This window comes from Nonomuraea sp. NPDC004186, assembly GCF_053603495.1.
Genome location: NZ_JBSGFQ010000028.1, coordinates 67,655 through 86,813, shown reverse-complemented (window position 1 = coordinate 86,813; position 19,159 = coordinate 67,655). Strand labels below are relative to the sequence as shown.

The following is a 19,159-nucleotide window of genomic DNA, read 5'->3' as shown; positions in this document are numbered from 1 at the left end:
GCTGTCAGGAGGTGATGTCCTTGCCGGAGAAGCGCGCCCAGGCGATCGAGCCGAACAGCACGATGTACGCCCCGAACGCCAGCAGCCCGTCCCGCAGGCTCCCGAAGTCGATCGGGCTGCGCAGCACGGCGTCGAAGTTCGTGAACTTGGACGGCAGCAGGTAGGGCGTGATCGAGCCCAGCTCGGGGATCGCCCGGAGCACCTGGCAGACGATGACCAGCACCATGGTGGCCGCGATGGCCCCGATGGACACCTCGGTGAACGTCGACAGCGCCACCGCGACCGCGGCCAGGGCGGCCATCCCGGCGCCGACGTACCCGACGGCGATGAGGATGCGCAGCAGCCCGTCGGCCATCGAGATCGTGCTGCCGGACAGCAGTGTCACGTCCCCGGCCGGGAAGAGGATCAGGCCCGTCACCAGCGCCGTCAGGGCCACCACCGCGGTGACCGCGTACGCGAAGACGACCGCGTTGAGGTATTTGACCAGCAGCAGCCGGGTGCGCCCCGCAGGGGCGGCCAGCAGGTAGCGCAGGGTCCCCGCGCCGGCCTCGCCCGCGATCGAGTCGCCGGCCACGACGCTGACGGCGACCGGCATCAGCAGCAGCACCAGGAACGAGAACGACACGAACGTCAGCATCAGGCTGTTGCCCACGACGTCCTGGACGAGTCCGCCCATCCCCTCCTCGGAGGCCACGAGCCGCAGCGCCACGCCGATGACGATCGGCACGACGCCGAGCACGGCCAGCATCGTCAGGTTGCGCGGCCTGCGGAACGTCAGGCCCAGCTCGGAGCCGAGCAGCCGCCAGAACGCCCACGCCCTCCCCGCCGCAGGGGCGGGTGCGGAAGCGGACGGCTCCGGCGGGCGGCGTTCGGTGGTGCGCATGGACTCCGCGACGGGCACCAGCCCGGGCGTGCGGCGCTCCTCCTGGGCCTCTGCCCCCGTGGTCCCGACGGCGGACCCCCGGGTCCCCGCCGTCTCAGCGGTCGCCGTCTCAGCGGTCGCCGTCTCAGCGGTCGCCGTCTCAGCCGTCGACTTAGCCGTCGACATCGAAGCCCTCCCCTGTCAGTCCCACGAACACGTCCTCCAGGCTCGGCCGCACCACGGCCAGCCCGCGAACGGCCACGCCTTCCCCCACCAGCGCGGCGTTGACGCGCTCCGGCGCGTGGCCGCCGAGCTCCGCCGTGACCTCGCCGCCCGAGGTCAGCACGTCGGCGAGGCCGAGCGTGCCGAGCACCCGCGCGGCGTCCGCCACGTCCGGTGTCTCCACCCGGACGCGCGTCACGAGCCCGCCGTTCAGCGAGGCGATCGTGCCCTGCGCCACGAGCTTGCCGGTACGCATGATCGCGGCGTGCGTGCACATCTGCTCCACCTCCGCCAGCAGGTGGGAGGAGACGAAGACCGTGGTGCCGTCGGCTGCGATCTCCTTGACCAGCGCGCGGACCTCGCGCGTGCCCTGCGGGTCGAGCCCGTTGGTGGGCTCGTCCAGGATGAGCAGCTCGCGCGGCCCCAGCAGGGCAGCGGCGATGGCCAGGCGCTGGCGCATGCCGAGCGAGTAGTTGCGGAAGCGTTTGGCGGCCGCGGCCGACAGGCCCACGCGGTCGAGCGCCTCGGCGATGCGCCGCTTCGCGCTCGCGCGGGGCGCGGTCGGGTCGGCGGAGTCGAAGCGCATCAGATTGGCCGCGCCCGACAGGTACGGGTAGAAGGCCGGCCCCTCGACCAGCGCCCCCACCTTGGGCAGGGCCTGGGCCTGGGGCAGGCCGAGCACGGAGTACCCGCCCGACGTCGGCGCGACCAGGCCGAGCAGCATGCGGATCGTGGTGGTCTTGCCCGAGCCGTTCGGCCCCAGGAAGCCGAACACCGAGCCGCGCGGCACGGCCAGGTCCAGCGTGTCCACGGCGACCTGGCCGCCGCGGAAGCGCTTGGTCAGGCCCTCCGTGACGATCGCGAACTCCCCCGCGCTCACCCCCGGGGGCAGGGCCGCCCCGGAGGGCGCCCCTGCTTCCTGCGTGACGGTGGTCACTTGGTGCCCGCCGCCTTGGTGATCTCCTCCGGGGTGACCGCGCCGACCAGGAGGCGGCCGTCGTCGGTCAGCAGGGCGGTGACGAGCTTGGTCTTGATCAGCTTGCCGGAGCCCCACGTGCCGCTCACCGGGGTGGCGGACTTCAGCACGCTGTCGATCAGCGCGCTCGGGTCGGCACCCGCGCCAGGGCCGCGGCCTTCGCGACCGTCCGACGGCGTCGCGGTCTTCAGGTCCGACAGCGAGAACGGCACGACCGCCACGGTCGTCCAGCCCTGCCCCACGACCTTCGCCCGCTCCGCGACGTCCTTGGCGTGCTCGGCGCGATCCGCCGCCACGTCCTGGTCCATGCCGGCCCCGAGGGTCTTCTCCTCCACCTTGGCGCCCGCGGGCGGGGTGAAGGTGAAGTTCTCGGCCGCCGGCGGCGTGAACGTCACCTGCGTGAACCCGACCTGGAACGCCGGCTCGGCCGACCCCTTGGCGTAGACCTGCACCTGCAGCGGGACGTACGTCTCGCCGTCGAGCGCGATGCGGATCTCCTGGACCAGCGAGCCCGCGTCCTTGGGCGCCAGCACGAGCTGGTAGACCGGCCGGCCCGCCACCTGGGCGGTGTTGATCACGCGGACCGCCGTGTGCTGGTCGACGTTGGCCAGCAGGTGCTCGGCCACCTGCTGCGGCGTCACGTCGGTCGGCCGCGGCGTGGGCAGAGCGCGCTTGTCCTGCCCGGTCTCCGCCTTGATGGTCAGCTTGGTGGCCGTGTTGGTGGCGCTCTCCCAGTACCAGCCCGTGTCGCCGTTCACGATCAGGTTGGTCTCGTTCAGCTGGGTCGGCAGGGCCACCCGGACCTTGTCGTCGCCGCCGTACCAGACCTTCACCTCGTGCGAACCGGACAGCAGGCTCAGCGGCGACGCCTCGCCGGTCTGCGGCAGCGCCGGCAGGCCGAGCGAGGCCGTCTGCTGCACCGTGCCGGACATCGGCGCGATGCCGCCTTCCTTGCCGGTCGCCGCCACGGCGTCGGCCAGCAGCTGCTGTGCCGACCGCTCCGGCAGCACGGGGTCGCCGCTCACCGCGGCTATGACGGGGCCGGCGCCGATCGCGGCTCCGATCACGGCCGCCGCCGCGATCGGGACTCCCCACCTCACGAACGTGCCTCTGCGCATCTCACTCCTTAACGGTATGTCGATGTTCAGAGCCTGCGTGATGCATCCTTAGGCGGACCTGAGACTGTCTGAGACGGCTCTCAGCCTTCTCAGCGTTGTCTCAGGCCGGGAACAGGAGAATTGCCACATGAGAGTACTTGTCGTCGAGGACGAGCGGCGGATGGCCGCCGCGCTCCAGCGGGGGCTCCAGGCTGAGGGGTTCGCCGTGGACCTCGCCCACGACGGCGAGGAGGGCCTGCACGCGGCCAGGCAGGGTGACTACGACATCGTGGTGCTCGACATCATGCTGCCCAGGCTCTCGGGCTACAACGTGTGCAAGCAGCTGCGCGCGGAGGAGAACTGGGTGCCGATCCTCATGCTGTCGGCCAAGGACGGCGAATACGACATGGCCGACGGGCTCGACCTGGGCGCCGACGACTACCTGACCAAGCCGTTCTCGTACGTGGTGCTGGTGGCCAGGCTGCGGGCGCTGCTGCGGCGCGACGCGGGGCGGCGGCCGTCGGTGCTGGTGGCAGGCGACCTGTCGCTCGACCCGGCCCGGCGCAGGGTCGAGCGGGACGGGAGCTCGATCGAGCTGACGCCGAGGGAGTTCGCGCTGCTGGAGTACCTGATCCGGCGGCGGGACGAGGTCGTGTCGAAGGCGGAGATCCTGGAGCACGTCTGGGACACCTTCGACACCGACCCGAACGTGGTCGAGGTGTACGTCGGCTACCTGCGGCGCAAGATCGACGCCCCGTTCGGCAGGAACGCGCTCCAGACCGTGCGCGGCGCGGGCTACCGGCTGGCGGGCGACGGTGGCTGACTCCCCGCTCGTCTGGTGGCGGCGGCAGGGGCTGCGGTTCAGGCTCACGGTGGCGGCCGCCGCGGTGCTCGCGCTGGCGCTGGCCGTGTCGGCGTCGGTGCTGGTCAGCGTGCTCGAGCGGGCGCTGATGGACACGGTGGACGAGTCCACCAGGCAGACGGCGCAGGCCGTGCGCGTGGCGGCCGACGCCGGGACGCTGACCAGCCCGATCACCACGCACGACGGCACGATCGTGCAGGTCATCGACGCCGGCGGGCGCATCACGCACGTGACGTACGGCACCGACCGGCTGGTCCCGCTGCTGGACGCCAAGGCCCGGGACAAGGTGCTCAAGCGGGGGCAGGCCACGCTCCTGGACGGGCGGCCGTACGCGGTCCCCGGGTTCCTGCGGGTGATCGTGCTCAGCGCGGACCGCGGGCAGACCGTCATCGCGGCCCGGCCCATCAGCGAGATCCAGACCAGCCTGGTCACGGCCGGACGGGTGCTGCTGGTGGGCACGCCCGCGCTGATCGTGCTGCTCGCGGTGGCGAGCTGGCTCATGATCGGCCGTACGCTGCGCCCGATCGCGGCCCTGCGCAGGGGCGCGGCGGACATCACGCACACGGCCAGGTCGCGCCGGCTGCCGGTGCCGCAGTCGCGTGACGAGGTGTACTCGCTGGCCACCACGCTCAACGGCATGCTGGCCAGGCTGGAGGAGGCCGAGCAGCGCCAGCGGGCGCTGGTCTCCGACGCGGCGCACGAGCTGCGCAGCCCGCTGGCCAGCATCAGGCTGCAGCTCGAGGTCGCGCTGGGACATCCGGAGGGTCAGGACTGGCGGGAGACCGCCGAGGGCGTCCTGGAGGACACGATGCGGCTGTCCAGGCTGGCCGAGGACCTGCTGGCGCTGGCCAGGCTGGACGAGCGCGGCGGCGTGCCCGCCAGGCGGGAACCCGTCGAGCTGGACGAGGTGGTCCGCCAGACCGTCGACAGGTACGCCGAGGCGCGCCTGACGGTGTGCGACCCGGTCGTGGTGCGCGGAGACGCCCTCGACCTGAGCCGGGTGCTGACGAACCTGATGGACAACGCGGTACGCCACACCTCTTCCAAGGTCGAGGTGGCCTTGACCGCGGACGGAGTGCTGACGGTGACCGACGACGGGCCCGGCATCCCTGAGCAGGATCGCGAGCGCGTCTTCAACCGGTTCACCAGGCTGGACTCCGGGCGCAGCCGTGATGAGGGCGGCGCCGGGCTGGGGCTGGCGATCGTACGCGAGACCGTGCGTGCGCACGGCGGCACGGTCGTCCTGGAGGACGCCGCGCCTGGACTGCGGGCCGTGGTGCGGTTGCCGGTCTCTCGCTAGGGGGTTGGTTAACTCTGGATCGTTCCTAATCGGGTCAGGCCGCTGTCCCCTTTTCCGCCGTGGACAGGAAGTCCTGGGCGATCAGCGGCAGGCGGCGGCGGGCGTGCACGACGGCGATGACGCGCCGCACGGCGGGTTCGAGCGAGCGCACGATCAGGCCCGCGCGACTGGCCTGTTCCGCCAGGCCGCGGTACCAGAGCAACGACGCCTGGCCCGCGCGTACCGCGTTGAGCCAGCCGTTGCGCTCGTCGGTTTCGAGCACGACCACGGGGCTCACCGAGTACTTGCCGAACATCGCGTCCAGTTCCCTGCGCCGCATGCTGCCGCGGGCCGGCAGCGCCAGGCGCATGCCGTGCAGCTTGCCCATCGGCACCGGGTTGGGCAGGTCGAGCCCGGGCGGGGAGATCAGCACGATCTCCTGGCGCTCGAGCGGATGGGTGATCAGGTCCGTGGGGACCGGGAGATCGGTGAGCCCGAGGTCGGCCCGCTGATCTCTGATGGCGCTGACGACGCCGTCTCTGCCGTCGCAGCGAACGATGTGCACGCGTACTCCCGGATGCTCGGCCGCATAAGCCGGGAGCAGCCGCCCGGCCAGGCCGGGTTCGAGGCTGGGCGTGGACGCGATGCGGAGCTCCGCTTCCGTGACGCCGCTGTGGTTGGCCAGGCCCTCGATCTCGTGAACGGCATCGAGTGCCTCCCTCGCCAGCTTGACCACGCGACGGCCCTGCGCGGTGACGACCACGCCACGGCCTGAACGAGCGAAGAGCGTCATACCGAGCTCCCGCTCCAGATCGCGGATCGCGCGGGACAGCGCAGGCTGCGCGATGTAAAGCGATCTTGCCGCGTCGGTCATGGTGCGGTGCTCCGCAGTCGCGACCACATAGCGGAGCTGCTGGAGATTCATGCCAAAGAAGCTAGGGCAACGCCCGCCGCGCGGACCGGGAGATAACCGAGATCACCTCGAATGATTTCGGACCGTAACCGATCACTGCTACATCCGTGACGGGTGAGAAATGAGTATGCTTTTGCCCCAAATTTGGCAAGGGTCCGGCAAGTCGCGGCGCAAAGCCATCGATTCCAGACAACCGGGCGAACGGGGAGACACGGTGACAGGGAACGGGCATTATCCACCCCCGCCACAGGGGCCAGGGCAGCCACAGAGGCCTCCCTCATTGCCGTGGCCGCCGCCGAACTACCGCCAGCCGCAGCCGCCGAGCCGGCAACCGTACCCGACGCCTCCGCCGCCTCCCCCACCGCCGCCCCCGCCCCCGGGACCGCCTCCGCAGGGGAACCCGTACCAGCAGGCGCCGCCCCACCCTCAGGGGCCCGCCTACCCGCAGCAGGCCTATCCCCAGGGCGGCCCGCAGTACCCGCCACCGCCGCCACCCTACGGGCAGCAGCAGCAATACCGGCAACCGCCGCCCCCGCCTCCGCCGCCACCCCCTTTGCCGCCGGCGCAGTGGGGGCCGCCGCAGCGCAGGAAGTCCGGCATGGGCGTCTTCGGCGTGATCGGCGGCGTGCTCGGGGGGATCGCCGCGCTGTTCGTGCTGATCGTCATCGCGTCGGCGCTGTTCAAGAGCGCGTCGAGGTCGGAGACGACGACACCGGTCGCGATCCCGACGTACGAGCCTTCGGAGCGCGCCACCAGCGACCCGTTCCCGACCCGCACGCGGCAGCCGACCCCGACGGAGTCCGACTCGCCGACGCAGCAGCCCACCCAGGAGGAGACCCAGGAGCCGGAGACGACCCCGACGCAGCCTCCCAAGGTGACGCTGAACACGAGCCTGAAGAGCAACACCATGTACCGGGCGGGCTCGCTGCCCAGGCTGAGCTGCTCCGGCGGGAGCGCCGACATCTTCAACCACAGTCAGCTCAAGGCGCTGATCCTGAAGACCGGCAAGTGCATGGACCGGGCCTGGGGGCCGATCCTGGAGAAGCAGGGCATCCAGTTCAGCGCGCCCAACTACGCCATCGCCGCCAAGCGGGGCCGGGGCGCGTGCGGCGACTATCCGTCGGCCGGGAGCATGGTGCCGTACTACTGCCCGCGCAACAACACGATCTACGCCTCCACCTCGGCCATGTCCCGGGGCAACGGCAACGCCCGCGGGTACGGCCAGATCATCCAGTGGCACGGCGGCATCATCAGCATGATGGCCCACGAGTACGGCCACCACATCCAGAACATCACCGGCCTGATGGACTCCTGGTGGAGCGCCACCCTCGACTCCTCCGGCCAGAGCGGCAAGCTGGCGCTCAGCAGGCGGCTCGAGCTGCAGGCGACCTGCTTCGGCGCCATGTGGATGCGGTCGGTGGCGGCGACGTACCCGGTGAGCACGTCCCTGCGCAGCCGCCTGTTCTCGTTCTACGCCCAGGTGGGCGACTATCCGGGGTGGCCGCGCGACCACGGCACGCCCGCCAACAACAACCGGTGGTTCCGGCAGGGCTGGGAGCGGGACAAGACGTACCAGTGCAACACCTGGATGGCGCCGTCCTCGACCGTCTCCTGAAAAAATTACGACCTACCCAAAACCCCATAAACGCGGCCCATCGTGCACGTAGTGTTCATCTCAGCTTGGGCACATGTCTCTGATGTCCAGATATGGGGACTAGAATCCTGGCAATCTTGTGCCCAACGGGGGGCAACGACAGTTTTGCCTGGTAGGCGTGTAAGGAGCCGGGTGTGAGCAATCGCGATGGGGCAGAAACCGTGCCAGGGGGCAACAAGAAACGGCGGCCCGTTCGCCGTCCGCGCCCTGGCTCCTCCTCCCCTCGCTTCGCCAAGCCCCTGACGACCGGATCAGTACTCGGGTGGACCGCTTTGTCCGCCATCGCGCCCGGCGCCGCACATCTGCGCGCCGGGCGCCGCCGTACCGGGCTGATCCTCCTCAGCGTGTACGCGGTGCTGCTCCTTGCGGCCCTGGCCTTCGGGCTGACCCGGAACATGCAGAACCTCACCGCGTTCGCCGGCGACGGGATGATGATGACCGTGGTCGTCGTGGCCTCGGTCCTCGCGCTGATGTGGTTCGCGGTGCTGGTGACCTCGTACGTCGCGCTCGGGCCCAACCGCCTCAACCAGCAGGGCCAGGTGCTGACCGGCATCGTCGTCGGGGTGCTGTGCGTGGCGGTGATGTCGCCGTTCGCCCTGACCGCCAACTACGTGCTGACCGCGCGGGAAGCGATCAAGCAGATCTTCCCCTCGGCACCCGACCCCGAGGCCCCCGCCCCGGTCAAGGAAGGCGAGGACCCGTGGGGCGGCAAGGATCGCGTGAACTTCCTGCTGATCGGCGGCGACGCGGCCGGCAACCGCACCGGCGTGCGCACCGACAGCATGAACGTGGCCAGCATCGACCTCAAGACGGGCAACACCGTCCTGTTCAGCCTGCCGCGCAACCTGCAGCACGTGCGATTCCCGCCGACCTCGCCGCTGCACAAGCAGTTCCCGAACGGCTACATGGCCGAGCTCCCCAACGGCGGCCTGCTCAACGAGGTCTGGCAGTACGCCAACGACAACCCGCAGCTCATGGGCGGCAAGAACAAGGGCCCCCGGGCGCTGATGGACGCCATCGGCTACACGCTGAACCTCAAGATCGACTACTACATGCTGATGAACATGTACGGCTTCGCGGACCTCGTCGACGCCATCGGCGGCCTCAAGATCCGGGTCGAGCAGGACGTCAAGTGGGGCGGCCACTTCGGCACGGCGGGCACCATCAAGGCGGGCTACCGGAAGCTGTCGGGCGAGCAGGCCCTCTGGTACGGCCGCTCCCGGGTCAACAGCGACGACTTCTCCCGCATGGCCCGCCAGCGCTGCGTCATCGGCGCCTTCGCCCAGCAGGCCACCCCCACCGTGATCCTCACCAACTTCACCAGGATCGCCGGCGCGGCCAAGCGGCTGGCCCAGACCAACATCCCGCAGCACCTGGTGCAGCCGCTGGTGGAGCTGGCCGTCAAGGTCAAGGACGCCCGGATCACGAGCCTGCAGTTCGTGCCGCCGGAGTTCTACTCGGGCCGGCCCGACTGGGCGAAGATCCGCGTGGCCTCCAGGAAGGCGATCGCCGACTCCGGCCGGCCCGCCCGCCAGGCCCAGACGGCCAACGTGAGCGCGTCCCCGAGCGTCACGTCCTCGGCCACGCCGACCCGTACGCGCCAGGCGGCGGCGCCCACGCAGACGCCGACCAGGAACACCCAGAAGGGCGCCAAGTCCCTCGACGAGCTCTGCGGCCTGTAACCCACGGCACCGGCGGCGGGGAATCCCCCCGCCGCCCCGGCCGTCAGGCGGTGACCGACTTCCGGGGCAGCAGCACCATCGCCCCGATGTAGAGCACCGCCGCCACGATCAGCAGCCCCTTGTACCCGATCACCAGCGCCGCGTACTCCAGGCAGCCACCCACCATGGCCCCCAGCAGGTTCGCGCCGAAGGAAGTGGTCGCGTCGGCCGTCTCGGCGAAGCGCTTGGCGAAGACGACGTTCGCGGCGAAGATCGGCAGGAACGCCACCACCACGGCCGCCACCGCGCGCAGGGGCACCGGCAGGGACAGCAGCCACGAGTTCGGCACCAGCCAGGACAGCAGCAGGCCCGCGAGCAGCACGCCGTACATGACGGGCAGCGGCGGGGTGCGGAAGTGGCGGGTGACCTCGACGGCGGCGAGGACCGCGACCAGGACGCCGGCGAAGACGATCGCGTTGACCACCCACGTGGTGCCGAACAGCAGCGCGAACCCGGTCACGCTCTTCGTCTCCAGCAGCATGAACGCCACGCCGAGCAGGAACAGGTCCGCGTACGGCCGCATCCGCTCGTAGGGCCCGGCGACGACGCGGACGGCGAAGAGGCTGACGATGAGGATCAGGCCGAGCGTGATGATGTAGATCGGCGGGATCGTGGCGTCCTTGAGGTAGAGGAACGGCCGGTCGTCGTTGGCGGGCTGCGGGGTGCCGGGGGCGGCGCCGGGCCACTCCGACGCGCAGCGCTGCGCGTCGGCCGTCACGCCCGCCGTGATGACGGCCTGCTGGCCGGCGGTGCTGACGACGTCGACGCACGGCTTGTGGCCGAAGGCGCTCTGCATGGTGGAGGCGAGGCGGTCGACCAGCCAGCTCTCCCGGTAGTAGTTGTACATCGAGAAGGTGCCGCCCGGCTTGAGGTGGGCGCGGGCGGCCTTCATGGCCTCCTCGGTGAACAGGTAGCTCTCCAGGCGCAGCGAGCTCGCCCCGGAGACGAGGGTGAGCGAGTCGGGCAGGGCGAAGAGGATCAGGTCGTACTTGTCGCCCGTGCGCTCGAGGAAGGCCCGCCCGTCGGTGATGTGGGTGGTGACGCGCGGGTCGTCGTACGGCTTGTCGGGGTGGACCGAGCCGCCCAGCTCGCGCAGCTTGGGGTCGATCTCCACGGCGTCCACCCGGTTGGCGCCCTTGGACAGCGCGATGGCCACGTCGGTGCCGCTGCCCGCGCCGACGATGAGCACGTCCTTGGGCGGCTTGCTGGTCCGCTCGTACGGCAGGCCGTACTGGGCCTCCCACTGCAGCCGGGCGGCGGCGGGCACGGCCTGCTGGTGCGGGATGCCGTTCACGGAGATGTCGGTGACGGGCACGCCGAGCTGGGTGAGCTGGCGCGCGGTCACCTTGTAGTACGGCGACCAGATGGCCCCGGCGGTCAGCGTCTCCATCAGCAGCAGCCCCACCACGGCCAGCGAGGGCACGGTCACCAGGCCGAGGTAGAGCGAGCGCGGCCGGGGCATGAGCAGCAGCCCGTAGCAGATGGCCGCGACCAGCCCCCAGAACACCGGCGGCGCGCTCAGGAACGACAGCGCCGTGAACGCGGCGATCCCGCTGAGGCTGCCGATCAGGTCGTAGCGGTAGGCCTCCAGGCGCGGCAGCTCGGGGAAACAGCGCCCGACGAGCTCGGCGGGGCCCATGAGCACCAGCGCGGCGGCGGCGAAGATCACCGGCAGGATCAGCCACGCGGGCGGGCCGCTGGTGGACAGGCTCGTCCAGTACAGGACGCCCTCGGTGTTCCTGTCGACGGTCACGGGGAACGTCAGGACGACGGCGACCAGGACGGCCAGCACGACGGGCGAGTAGTACGGCTGCCGCCGCGACCGCCCCACGCGCAGGAAGCCGAGCCCGATGCCCAGGAACGAGCCGAGCAGCACGAAGTTGGTGAAATAGCTGAGGTGGACGATGTTGGACCCGGTCCACCGGATCAGCGCCAGCTCGAGGAACAGCATGAAGGCGCTGGCGAGGACGAGCCTCGGCCGCACCGCCAGCCAGTGAGCTTTTTCTCCGTCGTCGACCGGCATCTGCGCCTGGAGCGTCATGATTCGACACCGTAGTGAACAGACCGGGAACACGGAAGCCTGACGCCCCGGAAGAAATGTCATCCGGTTCGCACTAATTAGGGTATTTGCGCAGGTCAAACCCTTGAAAGGCGCTGGACGCCGGGGCGATGAATGGAGGAATCTTGGGGAGTTCATTCCCTCCACGAGATTCGGTGGTGACACATGCGGGTCCTGATCCAGCTCCGCCCCTCCCCCGATCTGGTCGCGGCCGTCGCCGACCCGGATCAGAGCGCCACCACGGCCGACGTGGCCGACGGGCTGCCCGGGGTCGAGCTCGACACCGCGTACGTCCCCGTGGCGGTCGCGCGGCCCGTCCCGATCGCCGGGGGCGACCCCCTCTCGCTCAACCAGCCGCTCGACTTCTCGCTGGCCGCCGAGGACGCCTCCGTGCTGGTGCGCGGCACCATCTCGGACGACGAGCTGGCCTCCAGGGTCACACTGCTGCCCGCGCTGAGGCCCGACGTGGTCGGCGTCTTCGCCGACCCGGTGATCGCGACCACGCGCACGTGCGGGGGCGACCCGCCGGTCGGCACCTGGCACGACGTGGAGCGGCTGCTGAACGTGCCGGGACTGAGCGCCGAGGGTCTCGACGGCAGCGGGGTGGCGCTGGCCGTGCTCGACACCGGGATCAACGCGGCCCACACCGCCAGGCAGCTCGGCAGGGGCGTCACGCTGGACGCCGAGCGGTCCTGGAGCCCGCAGGGCGTGTCGGGCAAGGCGGGCGAGTTCGAGGTCGATCACGGGACGATGTGCGCGTTCGACACGCTCATCGCCGCTCCCCAGGCGTCGCTGATCGACATCCCGGTCCTGCTGTCCACCCGGCCCGGCGGCTCGGCGCTGGACGGGCTGCTGTCGGACGCGGTGTCGGCGTTCGCGCACCTGCGCAGCGTGCTCGCCGCCCAGCCCGCCGAGACCAGGGCGCTGGTGGTGAGCAACTCGTGGGGCTCGTTCTCCCCCGAGTGGGACTTCCCCGTCGGGCATCCGGGCAACTACTCCGACAACGCCGCCCACCCGTTCAACCTGATGGTGGCCGAGCTCGACCGGGCGGGCGCGGACGTGCTGTTCGCGGCGGGCAACTGCGGCACCCAGTGCCCCGACGGCCGGTGCGTCTACCCCAACCGGCCCATCGTCGGGGCCAACTCCCACCCGAAGGCCCTGTCCGTCGGCGGCGTCGACATCAACGGGGAGCGGGTGGGCTACTCCTCGCAGGGCCCCGGGCGGCTGACCGCCCGCAAGCCCGACTTCTGCGCCTACACCCACTTCTCCGGGTCCAAGGCGTTCGGCGACGACGAGCCCGACTCGGGCACCTCCGCGGCGACGCCGGTGGCCGCCGGGCTCGTCGCCGCCGTCCGCACCCTGTGGCCGTCGACCCGGCTGTCGCCCACCCAGCTGCGGGCGCTGCTGCGGCGCACCGCCGAGGACCGCAGCGAGGTGGGCTTCGACTACGACTACGGCTACGGGAACGTGGACCCGGCGGGGATCATCGCCGCGCTGCGGCGGCGCGCCAGGAACGCGGCCTGAACGGCGCTCTCAGGCGTTCTCCCGGTTGAAGACCCGGGTCCCGACCGTGAGGCTGACCGCGGCGAACACCACCGTCACGGCCACTCCCAGGCCCACGGTGCCCGTCAGGTAGTGCCCCTCGAACAGGTCGCGCAGCGCCTCCAGCGTGTACCTGAACGGGCTGATGTGCGAGATGGCGTCGAGCCAGCCCGGCGCCATCGACATCGGCAGGAACGAGCCGGACAGCAGGACCAGCGGGATCACCGCCGTGGACATCACGGGCGCGAACAGGTGCTCGTTCATCGTCAGCGCGATGGCGTACGACAGCGCGGCCAGACTGCTCCCGAGCACGATCACCAGCACGAACCCGGCCGCCAGCCCCGGCGCGGGAGCCCGCAGGCCGAAGGCGAAGGCGACCACCAGGAGCAGCAGCGTCTGGATCGTCATGGTGAGCGCGTTGTTGAGCACGCGCCCGAGCAGCAGCGCCAGCCGGCTGGCCGGGGTGACGCGCATGCGCTCCAGCACGCCGGAGCGCTTCTCGAACACCACCCCGAACCCGGCGAGCCCCATGCTCATGAGCCCGAGCTGGATGATGAGGCCGGGGACGAGCGTCTCCCACGTGCCGAACGTGGTGAAGATGGGCCCGAACAGCACCAGGAAGAGCAGCGGCTGGATCGCGCCGAAGACCATGCCGACCTTCTGCTGGAGCGTGACGCGCACGCCGTGGCGGAACAGCACCCAGGTGTCACGCAGCATCAGACGCCCGCCTCCTCGCGCAGGGACCTTCCGGTGATGTCCAGGAACACCTCGTCGAGCGTGCGCCCGCCGGTCTTCAGCTCGGCCGGGGCGCCCTCGGCCACGATCCGGCCGTGGTCGATGATCACTATCCGGTCGCAGAGCGCGTCGGCCTCGTCCAGGTAGTGGGTGGTGAGGAAGACCGTCATGCCCCGCTCGCCGCGCAGCGAGCGGATGTGGTCCCACAGGTTGGCCCGGCTCTGCGGGTCGAGGCCCGTCGTGGGCTCGTCGAGGAAGAGCAGGACCGGGTCGTGCAGCAGGGCGAACGCGATGTCGAAGCGGCGGCGCTGCCCGCCGGACAGCGCGGCGCCGGGCTTCGACTCCAGGCCCGCGAGTTCGAGCCGCTCCAGCGCCTCCCGCGTCCTGGCCTCGGCCGTCGCCCGGTTCAGGCCGTACAGCATGCCCTGGAGCACGAGCTCGCCCATCAGCGGCGAGGCCGGCGACGTCCCGCCGGTCTGGGAGACGTAGCCGATGCGCCTGCGCACCTCCTTCGCGTCGCCGAGCAGGTCGTGGCCGGCCACCGTGGCGGTGCCGGACGTGGGGCGCAGCAGCGTGGTCAGCATGCGCATGGTCGTGGTCTTGCCGGCGCCGTTCGGACCGAGGAACCCGACGATCTCGCCGGGCCCGACCGATAGGTCGACGCCTTTGACGGCCTCTGTGCCGCCGTCGAAGGTCTTGCTCAGACCTGAAGTCCTGATCATTTCATCGCCTCCAAAATTAGAGTAACCACAATTTTGAGGTCACTGCAAACTTGGTACGATGGAGGCATGCAAGAGGGGCTGCGGGAGCGGAAGAAGCGCGAGACCAGGCAGCGCATTGCGGACGTCGCGATGGGGCTGTTCATGGCCAAGGGGTTCGACAACGTGACCGTGGCCGAGGTGGCGCGGGCCGCCGACGTGTCGGTCAACACGGTGTTCAACTACTTCAGCACCAAGGAGGACCTCTTCGCCGACCGGCAGGAGGTGGCCGTCGACCTGGCCCCGCGCGTGCTGCGCGAGCGGGGGCCCGGGGAGAGCGTGGTGCGGGCGTTCCGCCGCGACTTCCTCGACGCGCTCGACACCCGCCACTGGCGCTACGGGCTCAACGCGGGAGTCGACCTGTTCGCCAGGATCGTCGACGAGGCCCCCTCGCTGGGCGCCAAGCTCCGCGAGATCGGCGAGGAGCGGGAGCGCGTGCTGGCGCAGGCGCTGGCCGACGAGCTCGAGGCCGACCCCGACGACCTGACGCCGCGGCTGGTGGCCTCCCACCTTCTCAACACGACGCGACTGCTCGGCGACTACTCGATCCGCCGGCTCCTCGCGGGCGAGGACTGGGAGAGCATCGAGCCCGGCCTGCGGGCTCAGGCGGAGCGGGCCTTCGACCTGCTGGAGTCGGGCCTGGGCGACCTGCTAGCTGGAAAGGGCCCCGGTGACCAGCATGAGCCCGAACATTAGGACGACGAAGCCGAGGGTGATCATCATCAGGACCGAGCTGACGATGCCGCAGATGCGCCCGGCCTGCACCATGCCGCGGTTCTCGTAGTAGTAGCCGCTCTCGTCGATCTCGCGCAGCGCCCTGTTGCCCATCGACCAGGCGAAGGGGCCGATGAACGTGCAGACCACCAGGCTCAGGATGCCCAGCACCAGGATGGCGGTGCCCTGGGGGTGGGTCTGGGGTGGCGGCCCGTAGTAGGAGGGACCGTAGTTCGGATAGGACATGCTCGCTCGGCGCCCTCACCATTCGTCGCTCAGGTGCGTTTTTATACCACAGACATCGGCTTGATCATGTTGCGCCATCATGGTGGGGCACATGACCAAGCCCTTTAGGAGCCTGCCCCCGTGCGTGAACGCACCGCCGCCTTCCTCGCCCGCGAAAGCTTCCAGCGGTTCATCGTCGGCGTCATCCTGCTCAACGCGGCCACGCTGGGTCTCGAGACCTTCCCCGCGGTGGTCGCGCGCTTCGGCCACCTGCTCACCGTGGTCGACCACATCGCGCTGTACGTCTTCGCCGTCGAGCTGATCGCCAAGATCTACGTCGAACGCTCCAGGTTCCTCCGCGACCCGTGGAACGTCTTCGACGCCGCGATCGTCCTCATCGCCTTCATGCCCGCCACGGGCGGCCTGTCCGTGCTGCGCTCGCTGCGCATCCTGCGTGCCCTGCGGCTGCTGTCGGTCGTGCCGAGCCTGCGCCGCGTCGTCTCGGCGCTGCTGCGCGCCATGCCGGGGATGAGCTCGATCGTGGTACTGCTCGGCCTGGTGCTCTACGTGGCCGCCGTCATGGCCACCAAGCTCTACGGGAGCACCTCCCCCGAGCGCTTCGGCAGCCTGCCGACCTCGCTGTTCACCCTCTACCAGACGATGACCGGCGACGACTGGGGCAACATCGCCAGGGAGGTGATGACCCGCCATCCGTCGGCCTGGGTCTTCTTCACCATCTTCATCCTGATCTGCACGTTCGTGATCCTGAACCTCTTCATGGCCGTGGTCGTCAGCGCCATGGACGAGGAGAGCGCCGAGGAACGCGCCGAGGAGCGCGCGGTGCTGGAGGACACCAGCGAGCACACCCAGCGGATCCTCGACGAGCTGGCCGAGCTGCGCAAGGAGGTCGCCGAGCTACGCCGGCTGGACTGAGCCCTCCTGGGCCGTGCCGCCGCGGTGCCGGTAGGCGACCCGCCACAGGGCGACGACCAGCAGCAGCGCGACCACGGCCCAGCCCTCGACGAACCCGGACACCGCGCCCACCGCCAGGGGCGCGGCCACGGACGGCAGGGCCCATCCCCAGATCCACCGCCGCTCGGCGCCGCTCGCCACGCCGAGCACGGCGGAGGCGGCGAAGTAGACGGCCAGACCGGCGGCCAGCACCCAGCCGATGCCGCCGTGCGGGTGCGAGGCCGGGTCCGCGGCGACCGCGCCGAGCCCGGCCGCGGTCGCGGTGATGCCCGCGGTCATCGCGAAGTGCGCGGGCAGCGCCACATACGCGCGCAGCCCCCGCTCGGCCGCGCCCGGCACCGCGCTCACGCCGTACTGCAGGGTCAGCCACCACAGCGAGACGATCAGCCCGAACCCGGCCACCGCCGCCAGACCGAGCTGCAGGTCCCAGGAATGCCCGGAGGAGGCCATCACGACCTGCATGACGGCCTCACCGAGCACGATGATCACGAACAGGCCGAGCCGCTCCCCGAGATGAGCGGGATCGAGCACGGCGGCCTTGACCCGCGCCGCCGGGCGCACCACCGGCCCGTCGCCCCTCCGCCGGTCACGCTGCTCCAGCCGCTGCGCCTGCCGCAGGGCCTGGTGCTGCATCTCCTTGATCAGGCGCTCCGGCCTGCGGCTCTGGAGCACGGAGAAGATCAGGTCGAGTACGGCGCCCAGCCCCCACAGGAAGTAGCGCGCCGGGCCTTGGACGCCGATGGAGGCGAACCACGGGATCAGGCCCGCGCCGAGCTGGGCCGCCGGCCACGCCGTCAGGATCGTGCCGGCGCGCTGCAGGGTCTGCGAGGCGCCGACCCTGCAGGTGATGTAGGCGGCGATGAACCAGCCGTCATGCGTGTCGCCGGTCTCCTTCAGCACGTGCGCCACGTCGGGCGCGGCCGCGGCCATCACCGCGATGCCGAACATGCCGATCAGCATGCCGCGGGTGCGGGTGCGATCGGCCTCGGCGTTCGAATAGAGCGTCAGTGTCGTCCACACGCTCCACACGGCGTAGTAGAGCACCGCGAACAACGCGACGTTCTCCCACGTGGGGTGCTCCAGCCGGTGGGCCAGCTGCGCCACCGCCACGACGACCACCAGGTCGAAGAACAGCTCTAACCAACTCGCATGACGCTCTACCGGTTCGCTCACGGCTAACGAGAATAGAACTCCACGACGAGTTGCTCCTCCACGGGGACCACGATCTGCTCGCGTTCGGGGCGGTTCACCAGCGTGAACGTCAAATTGGCGTGATCCACGGAGAGGTAGGCCGCGGTGCGCTCGTCGGCGTACACGCCTTCGGCGGCGGCCACGAACGGCTGCATCCTGCGGGAGCGCTCCCGCACCGTGACCACCTGCCCGGGCTTGACCAGGTAGCTGGGGATGTCCACCTTGCGGCCGTCCACGGCGATGTGGCCGTGGTTGACGTACTGGCGTGCCGCGTAGATGGACGGCGCCAGCCCGGCGCGCAGCACGAGCGAGGCCAGGCGGCTCTCCAGCAGCGTGACCAGCTCGGCGCCGGACGCGCCCGACTTGCGGACGGCGAGGTCCCAGTAGCGGCGCAGCTGCCGCTCCGACACGTCGTAGTACCAGCGCAGCTTCTGCTTCTCCATCAGCCGCAGCCCGTAGTCGCCGGTGCTGCGGCGGTTGGTCTTGCGGCCGTGCTCGCCCGGCGGATAGGGGCGCTGCTCGAAGTAGCGGACGGCTTTCCTGGTCAGCGGGACGCCCGCGCGACGAGACAGTCGCACCTTGGGACCGGTGTAGCGCACGTTCACCTCAATGTGATTAGGTAATCCTTACTTAGGGAAGCCTAACCTATCATTGAAACGGAGGGCCCATGCTGCCGATCCCCGAGCGGGTCCGCACCCTCGCCGCGACCGCGAACGTCGCCAAGCTGTCCGTCGACGGAGCGCCCTCGCCGGCCCGGGGAGGCGTGGACGAGCGCGGCCGGCCCGTGCTCCTGGTGCTGCCCGGCGAGCCGCTGCACCCCCTGCGCGAGGACGCCGTCGTGGCGGTGAACCTGACGGCGATGCGGCAACTGGGTGAGGCCACCCATCCGCGCGGGCTGCTCGAGGTGCAGGGGTGGGCGGAGGCCGTGCCGGAGAGCGAGGCACGGGGCGCGGCGGTCGCGGTGGCCGCCCACAGCGCCGACGAGAGCCTGTTCGACGCGCTCGAGCGGTTCGGGGAGCGCTCCGCGCCCCGGCTGCTGCGGCTGGACGTGGGGCAGGTCGTGTACCTGACCGGGCAGGAGTCGGGGCTGCTGGACGCCGACGACTACCTGGGCGCGGTGCCGGACCCGCTGGCGGAGACGGCCGAGCGGGTGCTCTCGCACGTCAACGCCTCGCACCGGGCGCAGCTCACCGCGGGCGTGTCCCGGCAGCTCGGCGAGGAGGCCGGCGAGGTGTGGCTGTGGGAGCTGGACCGGTTCGGGGCGACCGTACGGGTGGACGAGGCGCTGATCCGCTTCCCGTGGCCGACCCCGGCCCGCTCCGGCCTGTGCCTGGAGACGGCGCTGCGCGGGCTGCTGTGCTCCTGTTGATGATCACA

At 70.7% G+C, this 19,159-nt stretch carries 18 protein-coding genes; 8 read left to right on the top strand and 10 right to left on the bottom strand.

Annotated elements, in window-relative coordinates:
• Window positions 1–4 precede the first annotated feature (4 nt).
• The 3 genes from ACWEPL_RS23305 to ACWEPL_RS23295 are packed head-to-tail and all read right to left on the bottom strand — an operon-like array spanning window position 5 to window position 3,178.
• Entirely contained in the window at window positions 5–1,048 is a 1,044-nt protein-coding gene (locus ACWEPL_RS23305; protein ID WP_452437434.1) for an ABC transporter permease, read from the bottom strand.
• Window positions 1,035–2,021 (bottom strand): ABC transporter ATP-binding protein, encoded by a 987-nt coding sequence (locus ACWEPL_RS23300; protein WP_363964367.1) that lies wholly within the window; start codon window positions 2,019–2,021, stop codon window positions 1,035–1,037. The genes ACWEPL_RS23305 and ACWEPL_RS23300 overlap by 14 nt, the downstream gene beginning before the upstream one ends.
• Window positions 2,018–3,178 (bottom strand): LolA family protein, encoded by a 1,161-nt coding sequence (locus ACWEPL_RS23295; protein ID WP_452437433.1) that lies wholly within the window; start codon window positions 3,176–3,178, stop codon window positions 2,018–2,020. Before ACWEPL_RS23295 ends, ACWEPL_RS23300 begins: the two co-directional genes overlap by 4 nt.
• Before the next feature lie 127 nt (window positions 3,179–3,305).
• On the opposite strand from ACWEPL_RS23295, the gene ACWEPL_RS23290 reads away from it, so the two are divergent.
• Both ACWEPL_RS23290 and ACWEPL_RS23285 read left to right on the top strand, forming a co-directional pair.
• Entirely contained in the window at window positions 3,306–3,980 is a 675-nt protein-coding gene (locus ACWEPL_RS23290; RefSeq protein WP_350740775.1) for a response regulator transcription factor, read from the top strand.
• Window positions 3,973–5,319, top strand: a complete 1,347-nt coding sequence (locus ACWEPL_RS23285; RefSeq protein ID WP_350740773.1) for a sensor histidine kinase — start codon at window positions 3,973–3,975, stop codon at window positions 5,317–5,319. Before ACWEPL_RS23290 ends, ACWEPL_RS23285 begins: the two co-directional genes overlap by 8 nt.
• Window positions 5,320–5,353: 34 nt before the next feature.
• Here ACWEPL_RS23285 and ACWEPL_RS23280 read toward each other — a convergent pair whose 3' ends face one another.
• Entirely contained in the window at window positions 5,354–6,223 is an 870-nt protein-coding gene (locus ACWEPL_RS23280; RefSeq protein ID WP_363964361.1) for a LysR family transcriptional regulator, read from the bottom strand.
• A 586-nt stretch (window positions 6,224–6,809) separates the two neighbouring features.
• Here ACWEPL_RS23280 and ACWEPL_RS23275 point away from each other — a divergent pair.
• The gene (locus ACWEPL_RS23275) at window positions 6,810–7,826 is read left to right on the top strand and encodes a neutral zinc metallopeptidase (RefSeq protein WP_452437432.1); all 1,017 of its coding nucleotides are present in this window, start codon (window positions 6,810–6,812) and stop codon (window positions 7,824–7,826) included.
• Window positions 7,827–8,137: 311 nt separating this feature from the next.
• On the top strand, window positions 8,138–9,547 hold the full coding sequence (locus ACWEPL_RS23270) for an LCP family protein (RefSeq protein ID WP_363964357.1): 1,410 nt from the start codon (window positions 8,138–8,140) through the stop codon (window positions 9,545–9,547).
• A gap of 43 nt (window positions 9,548–9,590) precedes the next feature.
• Here ACWEPL_RS23270 and ACWEPL_RS23265 read toward each other — a convergent pair whose 3' ends face one another.
• Window positions 9,591–11,627, bottom strand: a complete 2,037-nt coding sequence (locus ACWEPL_RS23265) for a spermine/spermidine synthase domain-containing protein (protein WP_355192399.1) — start codon at window positions 11,625–11,627, stop codon at window positions 9,591–9,593.
• Between the two features lie 183 nt (window positions 11,628–11,810).
• Here ACWEPL_RS23265 and ACWEPL_RS23260 point away from each other — a divergent pair, with 183 nt between their 5' ends.
• The gene (locus ACWEPL_RS23260; RefSeq protein ID WP_363964354.1) at window positions 11,811–13,169 is read left to right on the top strand and encodes a S8 family peptidase; all 1,359 of its coding nucleotides are present in this window, start codon (window positions 11,811–11,813) and stop codon (window positions 13,167–13,169) included.
• Between the two features lie 9 nt (window positions 13,170–13,178).
• On the opposite strand, the gene ACWEPL_RS23255 is transcribed toward ACWEPL_RS23260, so the two are convergent.
• Entirely contained in the window at window positions 13,179–13,904 is a 726-nt protein-coding gene (locus ACWEPL_RS23255) for an ABC transporter permease (RefSeq protein ID WP_449971304.1), read from the bottom strand.
• Window positions 13,904–14,644 carry an ABC transporter ATP-binding protein gene (locus tag ACWEPL_RS23250; protein WP_452437431.1) on the bottom strand — a complete coding sequence of 247 codons (741 nt, stop codon included), beginning with the start codon at window positions 14,642–14,644 and terminating at the stop codon, window positions 13,904–13,906. The genes ACWEPL_RS23255 and ACWEPL_RS23250 overlap by 1 nt, the downstream gene beginning before the upstream one ends.
• Before the next feature lie 66 nt (window positions 14,645–14,710).
• Here ACWEPL_RS23250 and ACWEPL_RS23245 point away from each other — a divergent pair, with 66 nt between their 5' ends.
• Entirely contained in the window at window positions 14,711–15,376 is a 666-nt protein-coding gene (locus ACWEPL_RS23245) for a TetR/AcrR family transcriptional regulator (protein ID WP_452437430.1), read from the top strand.
• Here the strand turns inward: ACWEPL_RS23245 and ACWEPL_RS23240 are convergent.
• Window positions 15,332–15,640, bottom strand: a complete 309-nt coding sequence (locus ACWEPL_RS23240; protein ID WP_363964346.1) for a DUF4190 domain-containing protein — start codon at window positions 15,638–15,640, stop codon at window positions 15,332–15,334. The genes ACWEPL_RS23245 and ACWEPL_RS23240 overlap by 45 nt on opposite strands.
• A 120-nt stretch (window positions 15,641–15,760) precedes the next feature.
• Here ACWEPL_RS23240 and ACWEPL_RS23235 point away from each other — a divergent pair, with 120 nt between their 5' ends.
• On the top strand, window positions 15,761–16,552 hold the full coding sequence (locus tag ACWEPL_RS23235; protein ID WP_350740755.1) for an ion transporter: 792 nt from the start codon (window positions 15,761–15,763) through the stop codon (window positions 16,550–16,552).
• Here the strand turns inward: ACWEPL_RS23235 and ACWEPL_RS23230 are convergent.
• Window positions 16,535–17,764 carry a low temperature requirement protein A gene (locus ACWEPL_RS23230; RefSeq protein WP_363964344.1) on the bottom strand — a complete coding sequence of 410 codons (1,230 nt, stop codon included), beginning with the start codon at window positions 17,762–17,764 and terminating at the stop codon, window positions 16,535–16,537. The genes ACWEPL_RS23235 and ACWEPL_RS23230 overlap by 18 nt on opposite strands.
• A gap of 2 nt (window positions 17,765–17,766) precedes the next feature.
• Window positions 17,767–18,381, bottom strand: a complete 615-nt coding sequence (gene rpsD / locus ACWEPL_RS23225; protein ID WP_363965049.1) for a 30S ribosomal protein S4 — start codon at window positions 18,379–18,381, stop codon at window positions 17,767–17,769.
• 68 nt (window positions 18,382–18,449) lie between these two features.
• Between rpsD and ACWEPL_RS23220 the strand changes: the two genes are divergently transcribed.
• Window positions 18,450–19,151, top strand: coding sequence for a DUF2470 domain-containing protein (locus ACWEPL_RS23220; protein ID WP_452437429.1), 702 nt, complete (start codon window positions 18,450–18,452; stop codon window positions 19,149–19,151).
• Window positions 19,152–19,159: the final 8 nt, after the last annotated feature.